Origin of the sequence: Streptomyces sp. NBC_00287 (genome assembly GCF_036173105.1) — a bacterium.
Taxonomy (GTDB): Bacteria; Actinomycetota; Actinomycetes; order Streptomycetales; family Streptomycetaceae; genus Streptomyces.
In genome coordinates this window covers 4,214,722-4,229,020 of record NZ_CP108053.1, presented here as the reverse complement: position 1 = coordinate 4,229,020, position 14,299 = coordinate 4,214,722, and the positions used below count along the sequence as shown (strand labels likewise).

Sequence of the window (14,299 nt, the reverse complement as noted above, 5' to 3'; positions counted from 1 at the left end):
TGGCAATGCGGAGCGAACATGGCAATTCGTCAGGGCGCCACGGACACGTGGACCAAGTCCTCGTACTCCACGGGAAACGGCGCGTGCGTCGAGATCAAGTCACCGGTTCTCGCGGCCATGGCCGTCCGGGACTCCAAGGTCCCCGAGGGTCCCACGCTGGCCTTCCCGGCGGACGCGTGGAACGCCTTCGTGGCTCAGGCCGGCCGAGGAGCATTCGACCTCGGCTGATGCGGCACCACCTATCACAACTCCATAAGCACCACAGGAAGAGCCCTCTCGACCAGCCCGCCGTCCTTGCCGAGGGGGCTCGGCTTGTGCCCGGCAGATGCGCAACGCGTCTGCCGGGCACGGCCGTTCACCGGCTCGGTGGCTACTTCACCGGGAAGGCGACATCGCAGACCGGGTCCTCGGGGCCCGCCGCGTCCCAGTCGGCGAAGTAGATCTCCCGGCACGGGCCCGCCTGCCACAGCCCCTGCTTCGGGATCCACTCCTCCACCGCCTCAAAGGCGGCCAGGATCTGCGGATGGGCCACCTGGGCCTTGGTGATCCGGGTGTAGGCGAGCCGCTGGGCCGGCTCCACGCGCACCTTCGTCGCATGCGTACGGCCCTGCTTCTCGACCCACGCCCGCGCCGCCGCCTCGTCGGCCACCGGCACACACGACTCGGCCGGGCCGTCGCTCTCCATCGACACATCGGAGTGGTAGACGACGAACGGCGCGCCGGTGCTGCCGCCGCACTTCTTCGCCCCCTCCTCGAGCCGCCCCAGCGACGCGCCGATCCACGCCGGCAGCTCGCCCGCCAGCACATGCCGCATCTCGGTGATCAGCACCTGCTCGGGCACGTCCACCGTCTCGACCACGAACTTCCCGTACATCTCGGAGCTCCTCCCCGACAGTCGTCCACGGAGGTACTCGGCGAGCGTCCGCTGCCCGGCGAACCGCGTCTCCACGTCCGCCCAGTACGCGTCGAGCCGGCCCGCGGCCGTGGCCCCGTCCGGTGCCTCGACGACCTCGGCGATCCGCGCGAGCGGCATGTCGAGCTGGCGCAGAAGGGCCACGAGCCGGGCGCGTTCGACCTGTCCGGCCCGGTAGTAGCGGTAGCCGCTGACCTCGTCGACGTGCGCCGGGGCCAGCAGCCCCAGCCGGTCGTACAGCCGCAGGGCCTTGGCCGACAGCCGCGCCCGGGCGGCGAACGCCCCGATGGTGAGCAGTTCCTCTCCTACGTCCACCACGTCATCCTCCGTCACCGGGCGCCGTTCGCCCGGTGACAGGACGCTCGGGTCTGCCCCAGGGGAAAGGTCAAGCGGCGATCTGCGCCTCGACGGCGGCCACGACCTCCGCGGCGTCCGGCTCGGTCTGCGGCGAGAACCGGGCGACGACCTGGCCGTCCCGCCCGATCAGAAACTTCTCGAAGTTCCAGCGGATGTCCCCACTGTGCCCCTCACCGTCGGCGAACCCGACAAGACGCTCGTACAGCGGATGCCGCTGCTCCCCATTCACCTCGACCTTCTCGGTCATCGGGAAGGTCACGCCGTACGTCGCCGAACAGAACTCGGCGATCTCCTCGGCGCTGCCCGGCTCCTGCCCGAGGAACTGGTTGCAGGGCACGCCGAGCACGGTGAAGCCGCGCCCCGCGTAGTTCTCGTGGAGCTGCTCCAGCCCGGAGTACTGCGGAGTCAGCCCACACTTGGAGGCCACATTCACGACGAGGACGACTTGACCGAGGTACTGCTTGAGGTCGGCGGATCCGCCGGCGAGCGCGTCGATCTGGACATCAAGGGGATTGCTGCTGTTTACAGTCATGCCCGGATGCTAGCCGCGCCGGGTGACATCTCTCCGGCCGCCTCCACCAGCACCTCCCCAGCCGCCGTACGCACATAAAGCACCGACCGCCCCGCCCGCCGCCGCTCCACAAGCCCCGCGTCCAGCAGCACCCGCAGATGACGTCCGACCGAGCCGAGACCCTGTCCGGTCACCGCGACCAGCTGGGTCGTGCTCATCGGGGTGCCGAGCAGGACGAGGACACCGGCGCGGGTGGTGCCCAGGAGCGCCCCGAGTCCCGTCGGGACGGCACGGCGGTCGTGGTGCGAGGCGAGCGCGCCGGTGCAGGGGTAGACGACGGCGTACCGGTCGTCGCCCTCCCACGACACCCACCCCGACTTCGGCGTCACCGGCACAAACACCAGCTCGGCGCCCGAGATCTCCCGCGGCGGGTACTCGTGCCGGTTGACCTGGAACCGGCTCTCCCCGAGCCACCGGGTCCCCGGCCGCAGCGAGTCCAGCACCGCCGCCCAGCCGCTCCGGCTCACCTGCACGGTCCGGGCGACCACATCCGCCTCCAGGATCCGTCGGCGCCGGTCCCAGTCCGGCCGTACGGTCTCCTGCCAGACGTACTGGAGCAGCGCGGCCGCCCGCTCCGGCAGGTCGTCGCGGTCCAGCTCGGCGGGGAGCGGTCCGGCGAGGGAGACGGTGAGGTGGGCGCGAGCCTCCGAGGGGCGGGCCGCGCGCACCCGGGCGACGCCCTCCTCGAAGGTCTCCCCGTCGCGGGGCGTGGGCGTGAGGAAGTCGGCGATCCAGTCCCGCCCGAGCCCGGCACGCACCAGCAGCGCGGTCACCGGATCGGCGGCGAGCAGGGCCCGGTAGCCGGGCAGATGCGCGCGCAGCCAGGCCTTCTCGCCCGGGTGGGCGCCGGTCGCCGCGTGCAGCAGCTTCAGGCTCGCGAAGGTCTCGGCGAGCGGCGAGAGCACGAACCGGCTGCGCGCGAGCGTGTCCGCGTTGACCTGCCACCAGCCCATGACGCCCCTCCTTTCGCACCTGTGCGAAACATTAACGGCCCCCGCAAGCGCCGCCCGAGACTCCCGCTCATGCGCAGCAACAGCTACCAAGCCCTCTTCCGCACCCCTGAGTTCACCCCGCTCTTCCTCTCCTCCTCGGCCCATGTCGCGGCCCAGACGGTCGGCTCTCTGGCGCTCGCCACGCTCGTGTACCGGGCGACGGACTCCCCGCTGCTGTCGGCGGTGAGCATGTTCGGCCCGTCGCTGGCCCAGGTGCTGGGCGCGTCCCTGTTCCTCTCGGGTGCCGACCGTCTCCCCCCGAGGGCGACCCTGACGGGCATGTCGCTGGCCTTCGCGGCGGCCACGGCCCTTCTCGCCGTACCGGGTCTGCCGATCTGGGCGGTCTTCGTCATCCTGCTGACGCAAGGCCTGATCGCGTCACTCGGCGGGGGAGTTCGCTGGGGACTGCTGAACGAGATCCTCGCCAAGGACGGCTATCTGCTGGGGCGTTCGGTCTTCAACATGATGAGCGGGATCATGCAGATCGCCGGGTACGCGACGGGCGGGGTGCTGGTGGCGCTGCTGTCACCCCGCTGGTGCCTGCTGCTCTCGGCCCTGCTGTACGTCCTTGCAGCGGCTGGAGTCCGTCTCGGCCTCACCGCCCGGGCCCCGCGCGCCTCGGGCCGCCCGTCGGTCGCGGCGACCTGGCGCACCAACGCCCTGCTCTGGTCCTCCCGCCCCCGCCGGACGGTCTACCTGGCCCTGTGGATCCCCAACGGCCTGGTCGTGGGCTGCGAGTCGCTCTTCGTCTCCTACGCCCCCGAATCCGCCGGCACGCTGTTCGCCTGCGCGGCGCTCGGGATGCTCGCGGGCGATGTGACGGTGGGCCGCCTGATCCCACCCGCGCGGCGCGCCAGGCTGGGGGTACCGCTGCTGATGCTGCTGGCTGCGCCGTACGCCTTCTTCGTCCTCGGCCCGCCCGTGCCGCTCGCGGCCCTCGCCGTGGCGCTGGCGTCGGTCGGTTTCGGGGCGAGCCTGATCCAGCAGGAGCGGCTGATGGAGCTCACGCCCGACGAACTGAGCGGACATGCGCTGGGCTTGCACTCGGCCGGGATGCTGACCTTGCAGGGGGTGAGCGCGACGCTGGCCGGTTCGGTGGCCCAACTGACGTCTCCCGCCACGGCGATGGCCGTGATGGCGGTGTCGTCGCTGGCGGTGACGGTGTGCCTCGCGAGGGGGCTGCGCGCTCCGGTGCCCGCGGGAATCGAGGAGCGCGCATTGTCTTGACGTGTCCCTGGCGGGGTGGATACATGTGTGGGAGCGCTCCCATGTTTTTCTTCCGATGCTTTCCGGTGCTCACTTCTCAGGAGTCGCAGTGAGAACACACAAGAGCTCGGTGGCGGCGAGGCAGTTGACGGTGAGACTGTTGACGGCGCTGGCCACCCTGTTAGGTCTGCTGGTCCTGGGCGCGACGCCGTCCCAGGCCGCGGAGCCACCCGTGGACGCCCAGGCCACTGGCCTGCACATCAGCAACGGCCGGTTGGTGGAGGCCAACGGCAACGACTTCGTGATGCGCGGTGTGAACCACGCTCACACCTGGTACCCCGGCGAGACCCAGTCGCTGGCCGACATCAAGGCGCTGGGCGCGAACAGCGTCCGCGTGGTCCTGTCCAACGGCCACCGCTGGACCCGGAACACGCCCGAGGACGTGGCCGCGGTCATCGCCAGTTGCAAGGCGAACCGGCTGATCTGCGTACTGGAGGTGCATGACACGACGGGCTACGGCGAGGAGGCGGCGGCCGCCACGCTCGACTCGGCGGCGGACTACTGGATCGGCCTGAAGGACGTCCTGGCCGGCCAGGAGAACTACGTCATCGTCAACATCGGCAACGAGCCCTGGGGCAACACGGATCCGGCGGGCTGGACGGACCCGACGATCGCCTCGATCAAGAAGCTGCGGGCGGCGGGCCTGGAGCACACGATCATGGTGGACGCGCCGAACTGGGGCCAGGACTGGCAGGGCGTGATGCGTGCCAACGCCCAGGCGGTGTACGCGGCGGACACCACCGGCAACCTGATCTTCTCGATCCACATGTACAGCGTGTACGACACGGCGGCGGAGATAACGGACTACCTGAACGCCTTTGTCGCAGCCAAACTACCCATCCTGATAGGGGAGTTCGGCGGCCCTGCGGACCAATGGGGCGATCCGGACGAGGACACGATGATGGCCGAGGCGCAGAGGCTGAACCTCGGTTACCTGGCCTGGTCCTGGAGCGGCAACACGGACCCGATCCTGGACCTGTCGATCGGCTTCGACCCGAATCAGCTGAGCAGTTGGGGCCAGCGGATCTTCAACGGCGCCAATGGCATAGCCCAGACGTCGAAGGAGGCCACGATCTTCGGCGGCGGGGGGACCGACACCCAGCCCCCGACGGCCCCCGGCACCCCCACGGCATCGGCGGTGACCTCGACGTCGGCACAGCTGAGCTGGCCGGCGGCGAGCGACAACGTCGGCGTGACGGCGTACGAGATCGTACGGGTGACGGGCACGACGGAGACGACGCTGGCCGCGTCGACGACGACCTCGGCGGCCCTGACGGGCCTGTCCCCGAACACGGCGTACACGCTGGCGGTCTACGCGAAGGACGCGGCGGGCAACCGCTCCCCGCGCTCGGCGACGGCGACGCTGACGACGACCAACCCGCCCACGGGAACCTGCGCGGTCACCTACCGCGTGGTGAACGAATGGCCGGGCGGCTTCCAGGCGGACCTGACCGTCCGCAACACGAGCACGACCCCGGTCAACGGCTGGACCCTGACCTTCGCCTTCCCGGCGGGCCAGACGGTGACGAACATGTGGGGCGGAGTCCCGACACAGACGGCGGACACGGTACGGGTGGCCCCGGCGTCGTACACGACGACGATCCCGGCGTCCGGATCGGTCTCGATCGGCTTCACCGGCACGAAGGGGACGACGAACCCGTCGCCGAGCGTGTTCACGCTGAACGGAGCGACTTGTACGGCGAGTTGACCTTTGTGGACGGGCCCGCGGCTGAGGTCGCGGGCCCGTCCCTGACTCACGAAATGGCGCGCAGCGACTCACGAAATGGCGCGCAGCCGACCGTGGGACCGCTGACGGAGCTGCTCGACGGCCTGGGCGGTGGCCTCGTCGGCCGGGAGGAAGACGACCAATTGCTGGTTGTCTGCCGAGAGTTCGAGAGTCTCGCGGCGCAGCCGAAGTTCCCCGGCCGTCGGGTGCTTGAGGCGGAGGTCCCCGCGCCCGGGAACCGTGTGACGGTTGAGCCGACGGGTGAAGTCAGGCCCTGCGAGAGGGGCGAGCTCCGTGCTGAACCACTCGGAGTTCTCGACGGAGGGCGCGAGCCAGAGGTCGAAGACCTGCTCGTCGGCGATGTCGTCCCAGTCGGCGAAGAAGGACCGGGCGCGGGGGTCGGTGAACAGGTACCGGGTGAGGTTCGGGCTGTCGGAGTCGAGCAGTCCGCTCCCGCTCGTCACGGACGCGTAGCCGCTGCTGTGGGCGAGGATGTCGCCGAGCCGGTTGGTCACGACGGCGATACCGGGTTCGAGCAGACGGAGGGTCTCCAGGACCGTCGGACGGACGTCGCGGCTCGGGGGTGCGGGCCGGCTGTGGGCGGAGCACTCACCGCCCGTGATCTTGGCGAGGTAGCGCAGATGGTTGCGTTCGGCGGGGTCGAGGCTGAGGGCGTCGGCGAGGGCGTTGACGACCGCGATGGAGGGATTGCGGTCCCGGCCCTGCTCGATGCGGGTCAGATACTCGACGCTGATACCGGCCCGGGCGGCGAGATCGAGGCGCCGCAGCCCCGGTGACCGACGGCGACCGCGATCGGGCAGCCCCAGCGATTCGGGCTGGATGCTGTCGCGCTTGGCTCGGATGAAGTCCCCCAGTGGCGTCCCCATACGGCGAGCATAATTCGCGGTCGGCCGCTCGCGGAGTGCTCAGCGTGGCCCTGCGGGGGCCAGCCTGAACACGGTCTGGTTGGGGCCTTCGTAAGCCCTGATCGTGGTGGCCATGGAGACGAACAAGCACAAGCTGGTGATCATCGTCGGAAGCGTCCGGGACGGACGGTTCGGCCCGGTGGTGTCCTCGTGGGTGGCCGAACAGGCCGCGGCGCACGGTGGTTTCGACGTGGAGGTCATCGATCTGGCCGAGGTGGACATCCCGTTGGCCCTCCCGGCGGCACCGCCGAAGTTCGCGGGAGACGACTACCCCCGCCCGGCCGGGATGGCGCCCCTGACCTCGGCCCTGGAGGGCGCGGACGCGTTCATCGTGGTCACACCGGAGTACAACCACAGCTACCCCGCCTCCCTGAAGGCGGCCATCGACTGGCACTTCACCCAGTGGACGGCCAAGCCGGTCGCCTTCGTCAGCTACGGCGGTGCGGCGGGCGGCCGCCATGCGGTCCTCCACCTGGAAAACGTCCTGACGGAACTGCATGCGGTGACCATCCGGGACGGCCTGTCCTTCCCGATGTACTTCACGTCCTGGCAGGACGGCCGCCCCCTGGACCCCGAAACCCCCGGCTACGCCAAGACCCTCCTCGACCAGCTGTCGTGGTGGGCGGGAGCCCTCCGGACGGCACGTGAGGCGGCGCCTTATCCCGGATGACGGAATTGTTCACTTGATCAATGCTTCCCTTTCTTGCGCTAGCATGATCGCCGTCATCTGCAATTCATGTAGGGGGTCCAAATGCGCAAGAAGCGCATAGCGACAGTTATCGCTGCCGCGGCGGGAGCTTTTATGCTCCTTTCCACCCAGGCGTCCGCCATCACCTGGGAGACGGACAGCGCCACCGGGCTGTCCCCGTCCTCCAGCGGGTCGAACGTCTGGGCCCACAGCTCCTACGAAGACGCCAGTGCGGCATTCCAGGAGAACGGCGACTGGTTCTTCGTCTCCGACAACAGGGCGGACGGATTCTCCGCTGCCACCCAATGGCGTCTCCACAACTCCAGCGGCACGCTCGTGCGCGGCGGAACTATCTGGATGAGGCTGGGCGCCGGCGAGTCCCGCTGGCAGAACAAGGACTTCACAGAGGGCTATCAGCTGCAGTTCAGGATTTGCCGTGGCCACTATGGCGGGACTTACCTTGAGCATTGCGGCGGGTGGGTTTACACGACTGCCTGACCATTGCTTCAGTAAGTGAATACCAAAGGCCCCGGACCGTGATTGGTCCGGGGCCTTTTGTCTGGTGTTCCCCTGGCGGGATTCGAACCTGCGGCACCCGCTTTAGGAGAGTGGGATCGAATCCTTGCTCATGCCGCCGTGCAGTCCGCTCACGCATCGTTCACGCGCTGCCGGTTGCTGCGCGTGGGTCAGACCTGACCGAGGTCGATCTCCACCGGGAAGGGGGCCGCTACCTTGAGGACGCCGGTGAACACGTCTCCGTCCCGGTAGGTCTTCGTCGCGGGGTCGAGGACGTAGGTGTACACGAGAGGGACGCCTGTCGCGGCCTGCTCGATCCGCCAGTAGAAGCCGATGCCTGCCTTGGCGTACTGGTCGACCTTCACGATCCGGTCGGTGGTCTCCGAGCCCGGCGACACCACCTCCGCGACCAGCAGCACATGCTCGGGGCGGGTGGGGGTGATGTCGATCGTGTCTGCGCGGTACACGATGACGTCCGGGCGGCGATTGGTGAGCGGGACGTTCTGAAGCCGGACGTCGAAGCCAGTGTCGGCGTTCCACTCCGGGCCCGCGGCGGCACCCAAGGCGTTCGCCAGAATCCGGGCCAGCCGGTTGTGCCGCTTGGACGCACTCGGACTAACGACGACCATCCCGTCCACGATCTCGATACCGGCGCACTGCTCCTCGGACCAGGACTCGTACTCCTCCGCCGTGATCTGCTCATGCATCCACGCCGGGGCCACCATCTCGGCCGTCATGAAGCACCTCTTGGACGCTGTGCTGCGGACCCGATCCCACTGGACTCAGCGTACTGTCTGCCATCCGTCCGGCACGCTGATGTCGCTCACGCCCCTCCCCGACGGCCGGCATCCGACCAGCGAGCCCACGACAGGTGAGGAACCGGCGCGGTGCATTCGTCACCAGGGGATCGGAACAGGCGGGCGGATTATCCCGCGCGATCAGACGTCAGTGACCGCTGTCCCTCCTGACCAAGCCTCGACGCTGCCTCGGTTGCTTCGGCCACCTGATCTGTAGGTGGGACCGGGATAACCCGCTTCCGCGGAGGCGCCCGAGCCCGTCCGCTCACGCAAACGGCCCCGGACGGCGAGTCCGAGGCCGAATAGAGTGCCTCCCAGGGGGGAGAAACCCCAGGTCAGAGCGGTAATGCGTGGTGCCCCCGGCAGGATTCGAACCTGCGACACCCGCTTTAGGAGTGGGGGCGAATTCTTGATCGGCGGTGGTGGTTTATGCCGGGCGGTGCTGTCCCCGCAGGTCAGCGCCATCCCGGCACGACGCTTGATTCCGCTCATGCCGGGTGGTGCTCTGCCATCCGCTCACGCATCGCTCACGCGAACGGAGGCATTCTGCCTGCGGGGGACGGGCATGAGTGGGCCAGCAAGCGATCGATGTTTCCTGTGGGATGGCCCCGGTGCTCAAGTGCGGCGGATCTGTCCCCGTAAGACCTGAGCCGCCCCCTGCCTCCGCGATCAGGGCAGAAGCAGGGGGGGGAGTGCGGCGGCGGGCCGGGGCTTCAGGAGGTGCTGCCGAACAGGCCGTCCGAGGGCGGGGGTTCCGGTACAGGGGGCGTGTCTCCTGGTGTGGCGACGTCCGTCGGCGTCGGAGTGGCGAGTTCGCCGGGCGTGGGGGTCACTTGCGGGTCGGTCGCCTGTGGGTCGGTCGTGACCGGAGCGGTGGCCACCGTGAGGGTCACCGTGCTGGAGGCCGGGACCTCTTCGCCTGCGGCGGGGCTCTGGCCGAGGACGGTGCCGGGTCCCGCCGTCTCGGAGGGCTCCTGAGTGGTTTCCACGGCCAGGCCCTGATCCTCCAGGATCCTTGAAGCCTCCTCGACGGAGGACTGAGTCACGTCGGGCACCTCGACGTATCCGCCGTTGTCCTCGCCGTCGTCCGCGGCGCCGGCCTCACCCGGATCCTCGGGCAGGGAGGTGTCCTGCGCGCCGTCCGAGCCCGCCGGCCGTTCCAGCCCGGCGTCCGGCTCCTGGACGTCCACCAGCCGGTACGCCTCGACCTCGTTCCCGACGTCAGTGGGCTCGACCTTGACGACCTTGTCGTGGTCGTACGACATCCACTTCTTGTTCGTTCCCTTGAACTCGACGTCGACCTTGTCGACATCGTGCTCGAACGCCCCCAGCGGATTGCCGCAGCTGCACTGCACCACGGGCTTGCCGTACAGATCGACCAGGACCGCGATGCCGGCCTCCAGCAACGCGTCGAAGGCGACCGCCTTGCCCTTCCTGTAGTCGTGGTTCTTCACCAGCGTGTCGTTGCGCAGCAGAACGGGCGTCAGTTTCCCGACGAAGCCGCCGATCTCGTCGACGTCGATGCCCTGCGCCTTGGCCCACTCCAGGGCCTTGTGCCGGTTGGCGGGGTTCTTGAGGAATCCGACGAGTTTCGCCTTGTCACAGCTCTTGCCGTTCCGCGTCCCGCCATAGAGGCCGGGCTGGTCGCCCTTCTGCACGCCGCCCCCGAGAGTGAGTCCGTCGCCGATCGCGCGGTCGGCGGCGATTCCGACGGCCTCCGCGAAGAAGGGCGCAGCGGCCGGGGCCCCGCGGGCGACCGCCTTGACGGCGACCCTGGTGAACAACCCGCATCCGGTGACGGCCGGTCCGACGATGCTCAGGACCACGGCGACCAGGACCGCGATCCTGGTGATCCCCCGTTTGTGATTCATGGTTCTCCTTCACTGAGAGATTGGTTCTCGGGCGGTTTCCGCCCCGGCGCATGCCGGCCCGCGGCCTGACGCGTTCGGCACTCCCCTCGCGGTGCCGGACGCGTCGAGGCGCGTCTCGGGTGACGTCACGTCACGTGGTGGCCGATTCCGGGGCCGGGCGGGACAGGACCAGGGCGATCACGACGACGGTGACCACGATGAGGACCGAGACGACGGGCACGACCCAGGCCGGGACGCCGGTGACGAACAGCGCCGGGAGCGCGGTGATCGCCGACAGGATCCGGGACCCTGCGACGACGCGGGAGCCGGTGCGGTTGGCGGTGCGCCAGGTGTAGACGACGGCGACGACCGTGATCAGTCCGAGGACGACGTCGGCGACGAGGACGCCGGTCGGCGGTCCGGGCGTGTCGCTGTCCGACGCCGGAATGCCGGCCACGTTGGTCATGTCGAGCAGCCCGAGTGCTGCGGCGAGCCCGAGGCCCACCTTGTTCTTGCGGCTGAGCGTGGGACCCACCGCTTGTGTCGCGCCCATGTCGGTTCCCCCGTAAGGGTGTTGGGGCCGCCGGTGCGGCGACCCGGTGCACCGAGCATCGCGTCCGGACCCCTCGGCGCGCATCGTCAGATCCTCCCGGCCGTCCGGGAGGATTTCCCGATCGCAGGGAAGGCGAACTCTCCCGGCCGGGAGACCCGTTCGGCCATCATCGGGACATGACCTCCCCCGCCGGCCCGATCCGGGTGCTCATCGCCGACGACCATCCCGTTGTACGCCGCGGTATGAGCGCGCTGCTGGCCTCGCTGGACGGCGTGGAGGTGGTGGCGGAGGCGGCGACCGGTGAAGAGGCGCTCCGGGAGGCCCAGTTGAGTCGGCCGGATGTCGTCGTGATGGACATCCAGATGCCCGCGCTGGACGGTGTGGAGGCGACCCGGCGACTGACCGCCCTGCTGCCGGACGTGGCGGTGCTCGTAGTCACGATGTTCGAGGACGACGAGACGGTGGTGTCCGCGATGCGCGCCGGTGCCCGCGGCTACCTCCTCAAGGGCGCCCAGCAGGCGGAGATCCTCACCACCCTGCGCTCTGTCGCGGCCGGGCAGTACGTAATTGCGCCCGGTGTCGCAGCACGCCTCCTCGGCCGTCTCTCCCCGGCGACCCCGGCGGCCGCCCCCTTCCCCGAACTGACCGCCCGCGAGCGGGAGGTGCTCGACCGCGTGGCCCGCGGCTACACAAACGCCCGGGTCGCGGCCGACCTGGCGCTGGCCGAGAAGACCGTGGCAAACCGCCTGTCCGCGATCTTCCTGAAGCTGGGCGTGAGCGGGCGGACGGAGGCAGTCATCCTGGCCCGGGAGCACGGCCTGGGCGGCGGCGAGCCGGAGGCCGGGCCGTGACGGTACGACGCCTGAGCACGTGGGTCCTTCTCACGCTTCTCGTCACCGCGGCCTTCGCCTCTCTCGCGTTCGACCCGCCCTCTTCCTCCGAGCAGTGGGCGATCTGGGCGGTGATCGTCGGCACGTTCCTGGCGCTGTGCTGCTGGGTGGTCACCGCCCGCCGCCCAGGTTCAGCGTCGTCCCCGTACCTCTGCGCGTCCGCGGCCGTCCTGCTGGCCGCCCCGCTCGCGCTCGCCACCGGCGCCCGTGCCCTCGCCGTGGTCCTGGCCGTCCTCGCGTCGACGGTGGCCCTGCCGCTGGCGGCCCTGCGCGTCGTGCCGAAGCGGCCACCGTCCCGGCTGCTGGCCTACGTGGACGCGGCCGTCGTCGGCAGCGGCGCCGGCTGCGCGGCCGCGGCGGTGGCCGGCACGGCAGCCGCTCAGGTGGCCGCGGCGATCGCCGCCGGGACCGTGATGCTCGCAGGCACATGGGTGCTCTTCGAGGTCACCACCGGCGACGACCGGCGCCGCGTGCTGTGGCTGGTACTGGGCGCCGCTGCGACGACGCTGGGCGGCATGCTGCTGTTCGCCGCCGAGAACTCCCTGCCCATGGGGCCAGTGGACACCGTCGTCGCGACGAGTGCGCTGTCGCTCCCGCTGCCCCTCGCCATCACTGTCGCGCTTCTCGCGCCGCGACGGGCCGACGTACGGGTCGTGATCCGCGGGGCCACGGTACTGATCGTCATGCTCGCGCTGAGCGCGGCGGTCTACGAGGGTGTCGCGGCGGTGTGGGAGTTAGTGGTGGGCGCCCGGCCCGGCAAGGGGGTGCCGGCACTGCTGGCAGCCGCGATCGCCGCCGGGTACCAGCCCGTACGGCTGCGGGTCGAGGCGAGCATGGACGAGATGCTGTTCGGCAGGTCGGCCGACCCGGTCGAGACGCTGACCCGGCTCGGCACGGACCTCACCGCAGGTGCGCCGCCGCCGCTGTGGCTTCACACCCTGCGGTCCACGCTCGGCGTGCCCGGCATCGCCCTGCGCCAAGACGGGACCGCGGTCGCCACAGTGGGCACCATGGACGACGGCCACACCACGCGCGTGGCCCTGCGCGCGGGTGCCGAGCACGTGGGCGACCTGGTGGTGTGCCTCCCGCCCGGGCACCTGCGGCTGCCCCGGGCCGCGACGGCGGTGCTCGAGCTGGTGGCGGCGCCGCTCGCCCAGGCCCTGCACGCCGCGCGGCTCAGCGAGCAACTGCGCGTCTCCCGCGGCCGGGTGGTGACCGCGCTGGAGGAGGAGCGCCGCCGGATGCGCCGGGATCTGCACGACGGTCTCGGCCCGGCCCTGACCGGTATCGCCTACACCGCCGACGCGGCCGTCAACCTCATCGCCGCCAACCCGGAGCGCGCCGTGGAGACGCTGCGCGGGCTGCGCGCCGACATCGGCGACGCGATCACCGAGATCCGCCGGATCGTCTACGGCCTGCGGCCCCGTGCCCTCGACGAACTCGGCCTCGTCGACGCCGTACGCCAGCGCATCGCCCCGCTGTGCGCCGCGGACGGCCGACCCCTGACCGTCACGGTCGACGTTCCGCAACGCCTGCCGCCGCTCTCCGCGGCCGTCGAGGTGGCCGCGTACCGGGTGGCCGTGGAGGCCGTGACCAACATCGCCCGGCACTCCGACGGCACCACCGCCCACCTCACCCTGGAGCTCGCGGACCCCGCGCTCCTGCGCGTGACCGTCGCCGACAGCGGCCAGTGCACCGAGACGTGGACACCCGGCGTGGGCATCCAATCCATGCACGAACGCGTCGAGGAAATCGGCGGCACCCTCACCATCCGCACCACCCCTCAGGGCGCCACCATCACCGCCGACCTGCCCCTCGTCCTTCCTGCCTGACGGTGCCCCTTCACAACTTGCCATGTCTGAACCGCCCCGCGTTGATCGGAGACGTGAGTGTCGGTCAGCGACTGGCACGGATCAGCAGGGCCAACCGAGGACCGCTGTACGCGCCGCCGACAGCGTGATCCCGGGAGGGTCTGCGAGGACTGGGGCCACCTGTCCCCAAGGTCTCCACGAGGTCGTGATCGGCCCCCTCCGCTCACGCAAACGGCCCCGAACGAGGAGTCCGAGGCCGAAGAGAGCCCATCCCTGGGGAGAAACCCCAGGTCAGAGCGGTAACGCATGGTGCCCCCGGCAGGATTCGAACCTGCGACACCCGCTTTAGGAGAGCGGTGCTCTATCCCCTGAGCTACGAAGGCGTTCTGTGGTGGCGCGGCCGGATGCGGTTGCGTCACCGCCGACAGTGTAGCGGGTGGGTT

The 14,299-nt window shown here is 70.1% G+C and carries 14 protein-coding genes and 1 tRNA gene; 7 read left to right on the top strand and 8 right to left on the bottom strand.

Translation table 11 applies throughout. The features are described from left to right. The first annotated feature begins 18 nt into the window (after window positions 1–18). Window positions 19–228, top strand: coding sequence for a DUF397 domain-containing protein (locus OHT76_RS19085; protein ID WP_155056542.1), 210 nt, complete (start codon window positions 19–21; stop codon window positions 226–228). 142 nt (window positions 229–370) lie between these two features. Here OHT76_RS19085 and OHT76_RS19080 read toward each other — a convergent pair whose 3' ends face one another. From OHT76_RS19080 to OHT76_RS19070, 3 genes are read right to left on the bottom strand one after another with little or no spacing between them, the layout of a single operon-like run. Next, window positions 371–1,246: a MerR family transcriptional regulator gene (locus OHT76_RS19080; RefSeq protein ID WP_328872050.1), complete on the bottom strand. Its 876-nt coding sequence runs from the start codon at window positions 1,244–1,246 to the stop codon at window positions 371–373. Between the two features lie 52 nt (window positions 1,247–1,298). After that, the gene (locus tag OHT76_RS19075) at window positions 1,299–1,802 is read right to left on the bottom strand and encodes a glutathione peroxidase (RefSeq protein WP_328872049.1); all 504 of its coding nucleotides are present in this window, start codon (window positions 1,800–1,802) and stop codon (window positions 1,299–1,301) included. Next, entirely contained in the window at window positions 1,799–2,794 is a 996-nt protein-coding gene (locus OHT76_RS19070; protein WP_328872048.1) for an ArsR/SmtB family transcription factor, read from the bottom strand. Before OHT76_RS19070 ends, OHT76_RS19075 begins: the two co-directional genes overlap by 4 nt. A gap of 69 nt (window positions 2,795–2,863) precedes the next feature. Between OHT76_RS19070 and OHT76_RS19065 the strand changes: the two genes are divergently transcribed. Beyond that, window positions 2,864–4,060 (top strand): MFS transporter, encoded by a 1,197-nt coding sequence (locus OHT76_RS19065; RefSeq protein ID WP_328872047.1) that lies wholly within the window; start codon window positions 2,864–2,866, stop codon window positions 4,058–4,060. 88 nt (window positions 4,061–4,148) lie between these two features. Beyond that, on the top strand, window positions 4,149–5,807 hold the full coding sequence (locus tag OHT76_RS19060) for a cellulase family glycosylhydrolase (RefSeq protein ID WP_328872046.1): 1,659 nt from the start codon (window positions 4,149–4,151) through the stop codon (window positions 5,805–5,807). Window positions 5,808–5,875: 68 nt separating this feature from the next. On the opposite strand, the gene OHT76_RS19055 is transcribed toward OHT76_RS19060, so the two are convergent. Beyond that, window positions 5,876–6,712, bottom strand: coding sequence for a helix-turn-helix domain-containing protein (locus tag OHT76_RS19055; protein ID WP_328872045.1), 837 nt, complete (start codon window positions 6,710–6,712; stop codon window positions 5,876–5,878). 112 nt (window positions 6,713–6,824) lie between these two features. On the opposite strand from OHT76_RS19055, the gene OHT76_RS19050 reads away from it, so the two are divergent. Then, window positions 6,825–7,421, top strand: coding sequence for an NADPH-dependent FMN reductase (locus tag OHT76_RS19050; RefSeq protein WP_328872044.1), 597 nt, complete (start codon window positions 6,825–6,827; stop codon window positions 7,419–7,421). Between the two features lie 81 nt (window positions 7,422–7,502). Beyond that, window positions 7,503–7,937 (top strand): hypothetical protein, encoded by a 435-nt coding sequence (locus OHT76_RS19045; protein WP_328872043.1) that lies wholly within the window; start codon window positions 7,503–7,505, stop codon window positions 7,935–7,937. A gap of 188 nt (window positions 7,938–8,125) precedes the next feature. Here the strand turns inward: OHT76_RS19045 and OHT76_RS19040 are convergent, their stop codons facing one another. From OHT76_RS19040 to OHT76_RS19030, 3 genes are all read right to left on the bottom strand, one after another. Then, window positions 8,126–8,692, bottom strand: a complete 567-nt coding sequence (locus OHT76_RS19040) for a Uma2 family endonuclease (RefSeq protein WP_328872042.1) — start codon at window positions 8,690–8,692, stop codon at window positions 8,126–8,128. Between the two features lie 773 nt (window positions 8,693–9,465). Beyond that, entirely contained in the window at window positions 9,466–10,623 is a 1,158-nt protein-coding gene (locus OHT76_RS19035) for a DUF6777 domain-containing protein (RefSeq protein ID WP_328872041.1), read from the bottom strand. Window positions 10,624–10,753: 130 nt separating this feature from the next. Next, window positions 10,754–11,155, bottom strand: a complete 402-nt coding sequence (locus tag OHT76_RS19030) for a hypothetical protein (protein ID WP_328872040.1) — start codon at window positions 11,153–11,155, stop codon at window positions 10,754–10,756. Window positions 11,156–11,331: 176 nt separating this feature from the next. Here OHT76_RS19030 and OHT76_RS19025 point away from each other — a divergent pair, with 176 nt between their 5' ends. Continuing rightward, a complete protein-coding gene (locus tag OHT76_RS19025; RefSeq protein WP_328872039.1) occupies window positions 11,332–12,006 on the top strand; it encodes a response regulator transcription factor in 675 nt (224 codons plus the stop codon). After that, window positions 12,003–13,877 carry a sensor histidine kinase gene (locus OHT76_RS19020; RefSeq protein WP_328872038.1) on the top strand — a complete coding sequence of 625 codons (1,875 nt, stop codon included), beginning with the start codon at window positions 12,003–12,005 and terminating at the stop codon, window positions 13,875–13,877. The genes OHT76_RS19025 and OHT76_RS19020 overlap by 4 nt, the downstream gene beginning before the upstream one ends. Window positions 13,878–14,163: 286 nt before the next feature. On the opposite strand, the gene OHT76_RS19015 is transcribed toward OHT76_RS19020, so the two are convergent. After that, window positions 14,164–14,239, bottom strand: a tRNA-Arg gene (locus OHT76_RS19015). Window positions 14,240–14,299: the final 60 nt, after the last annotated feature.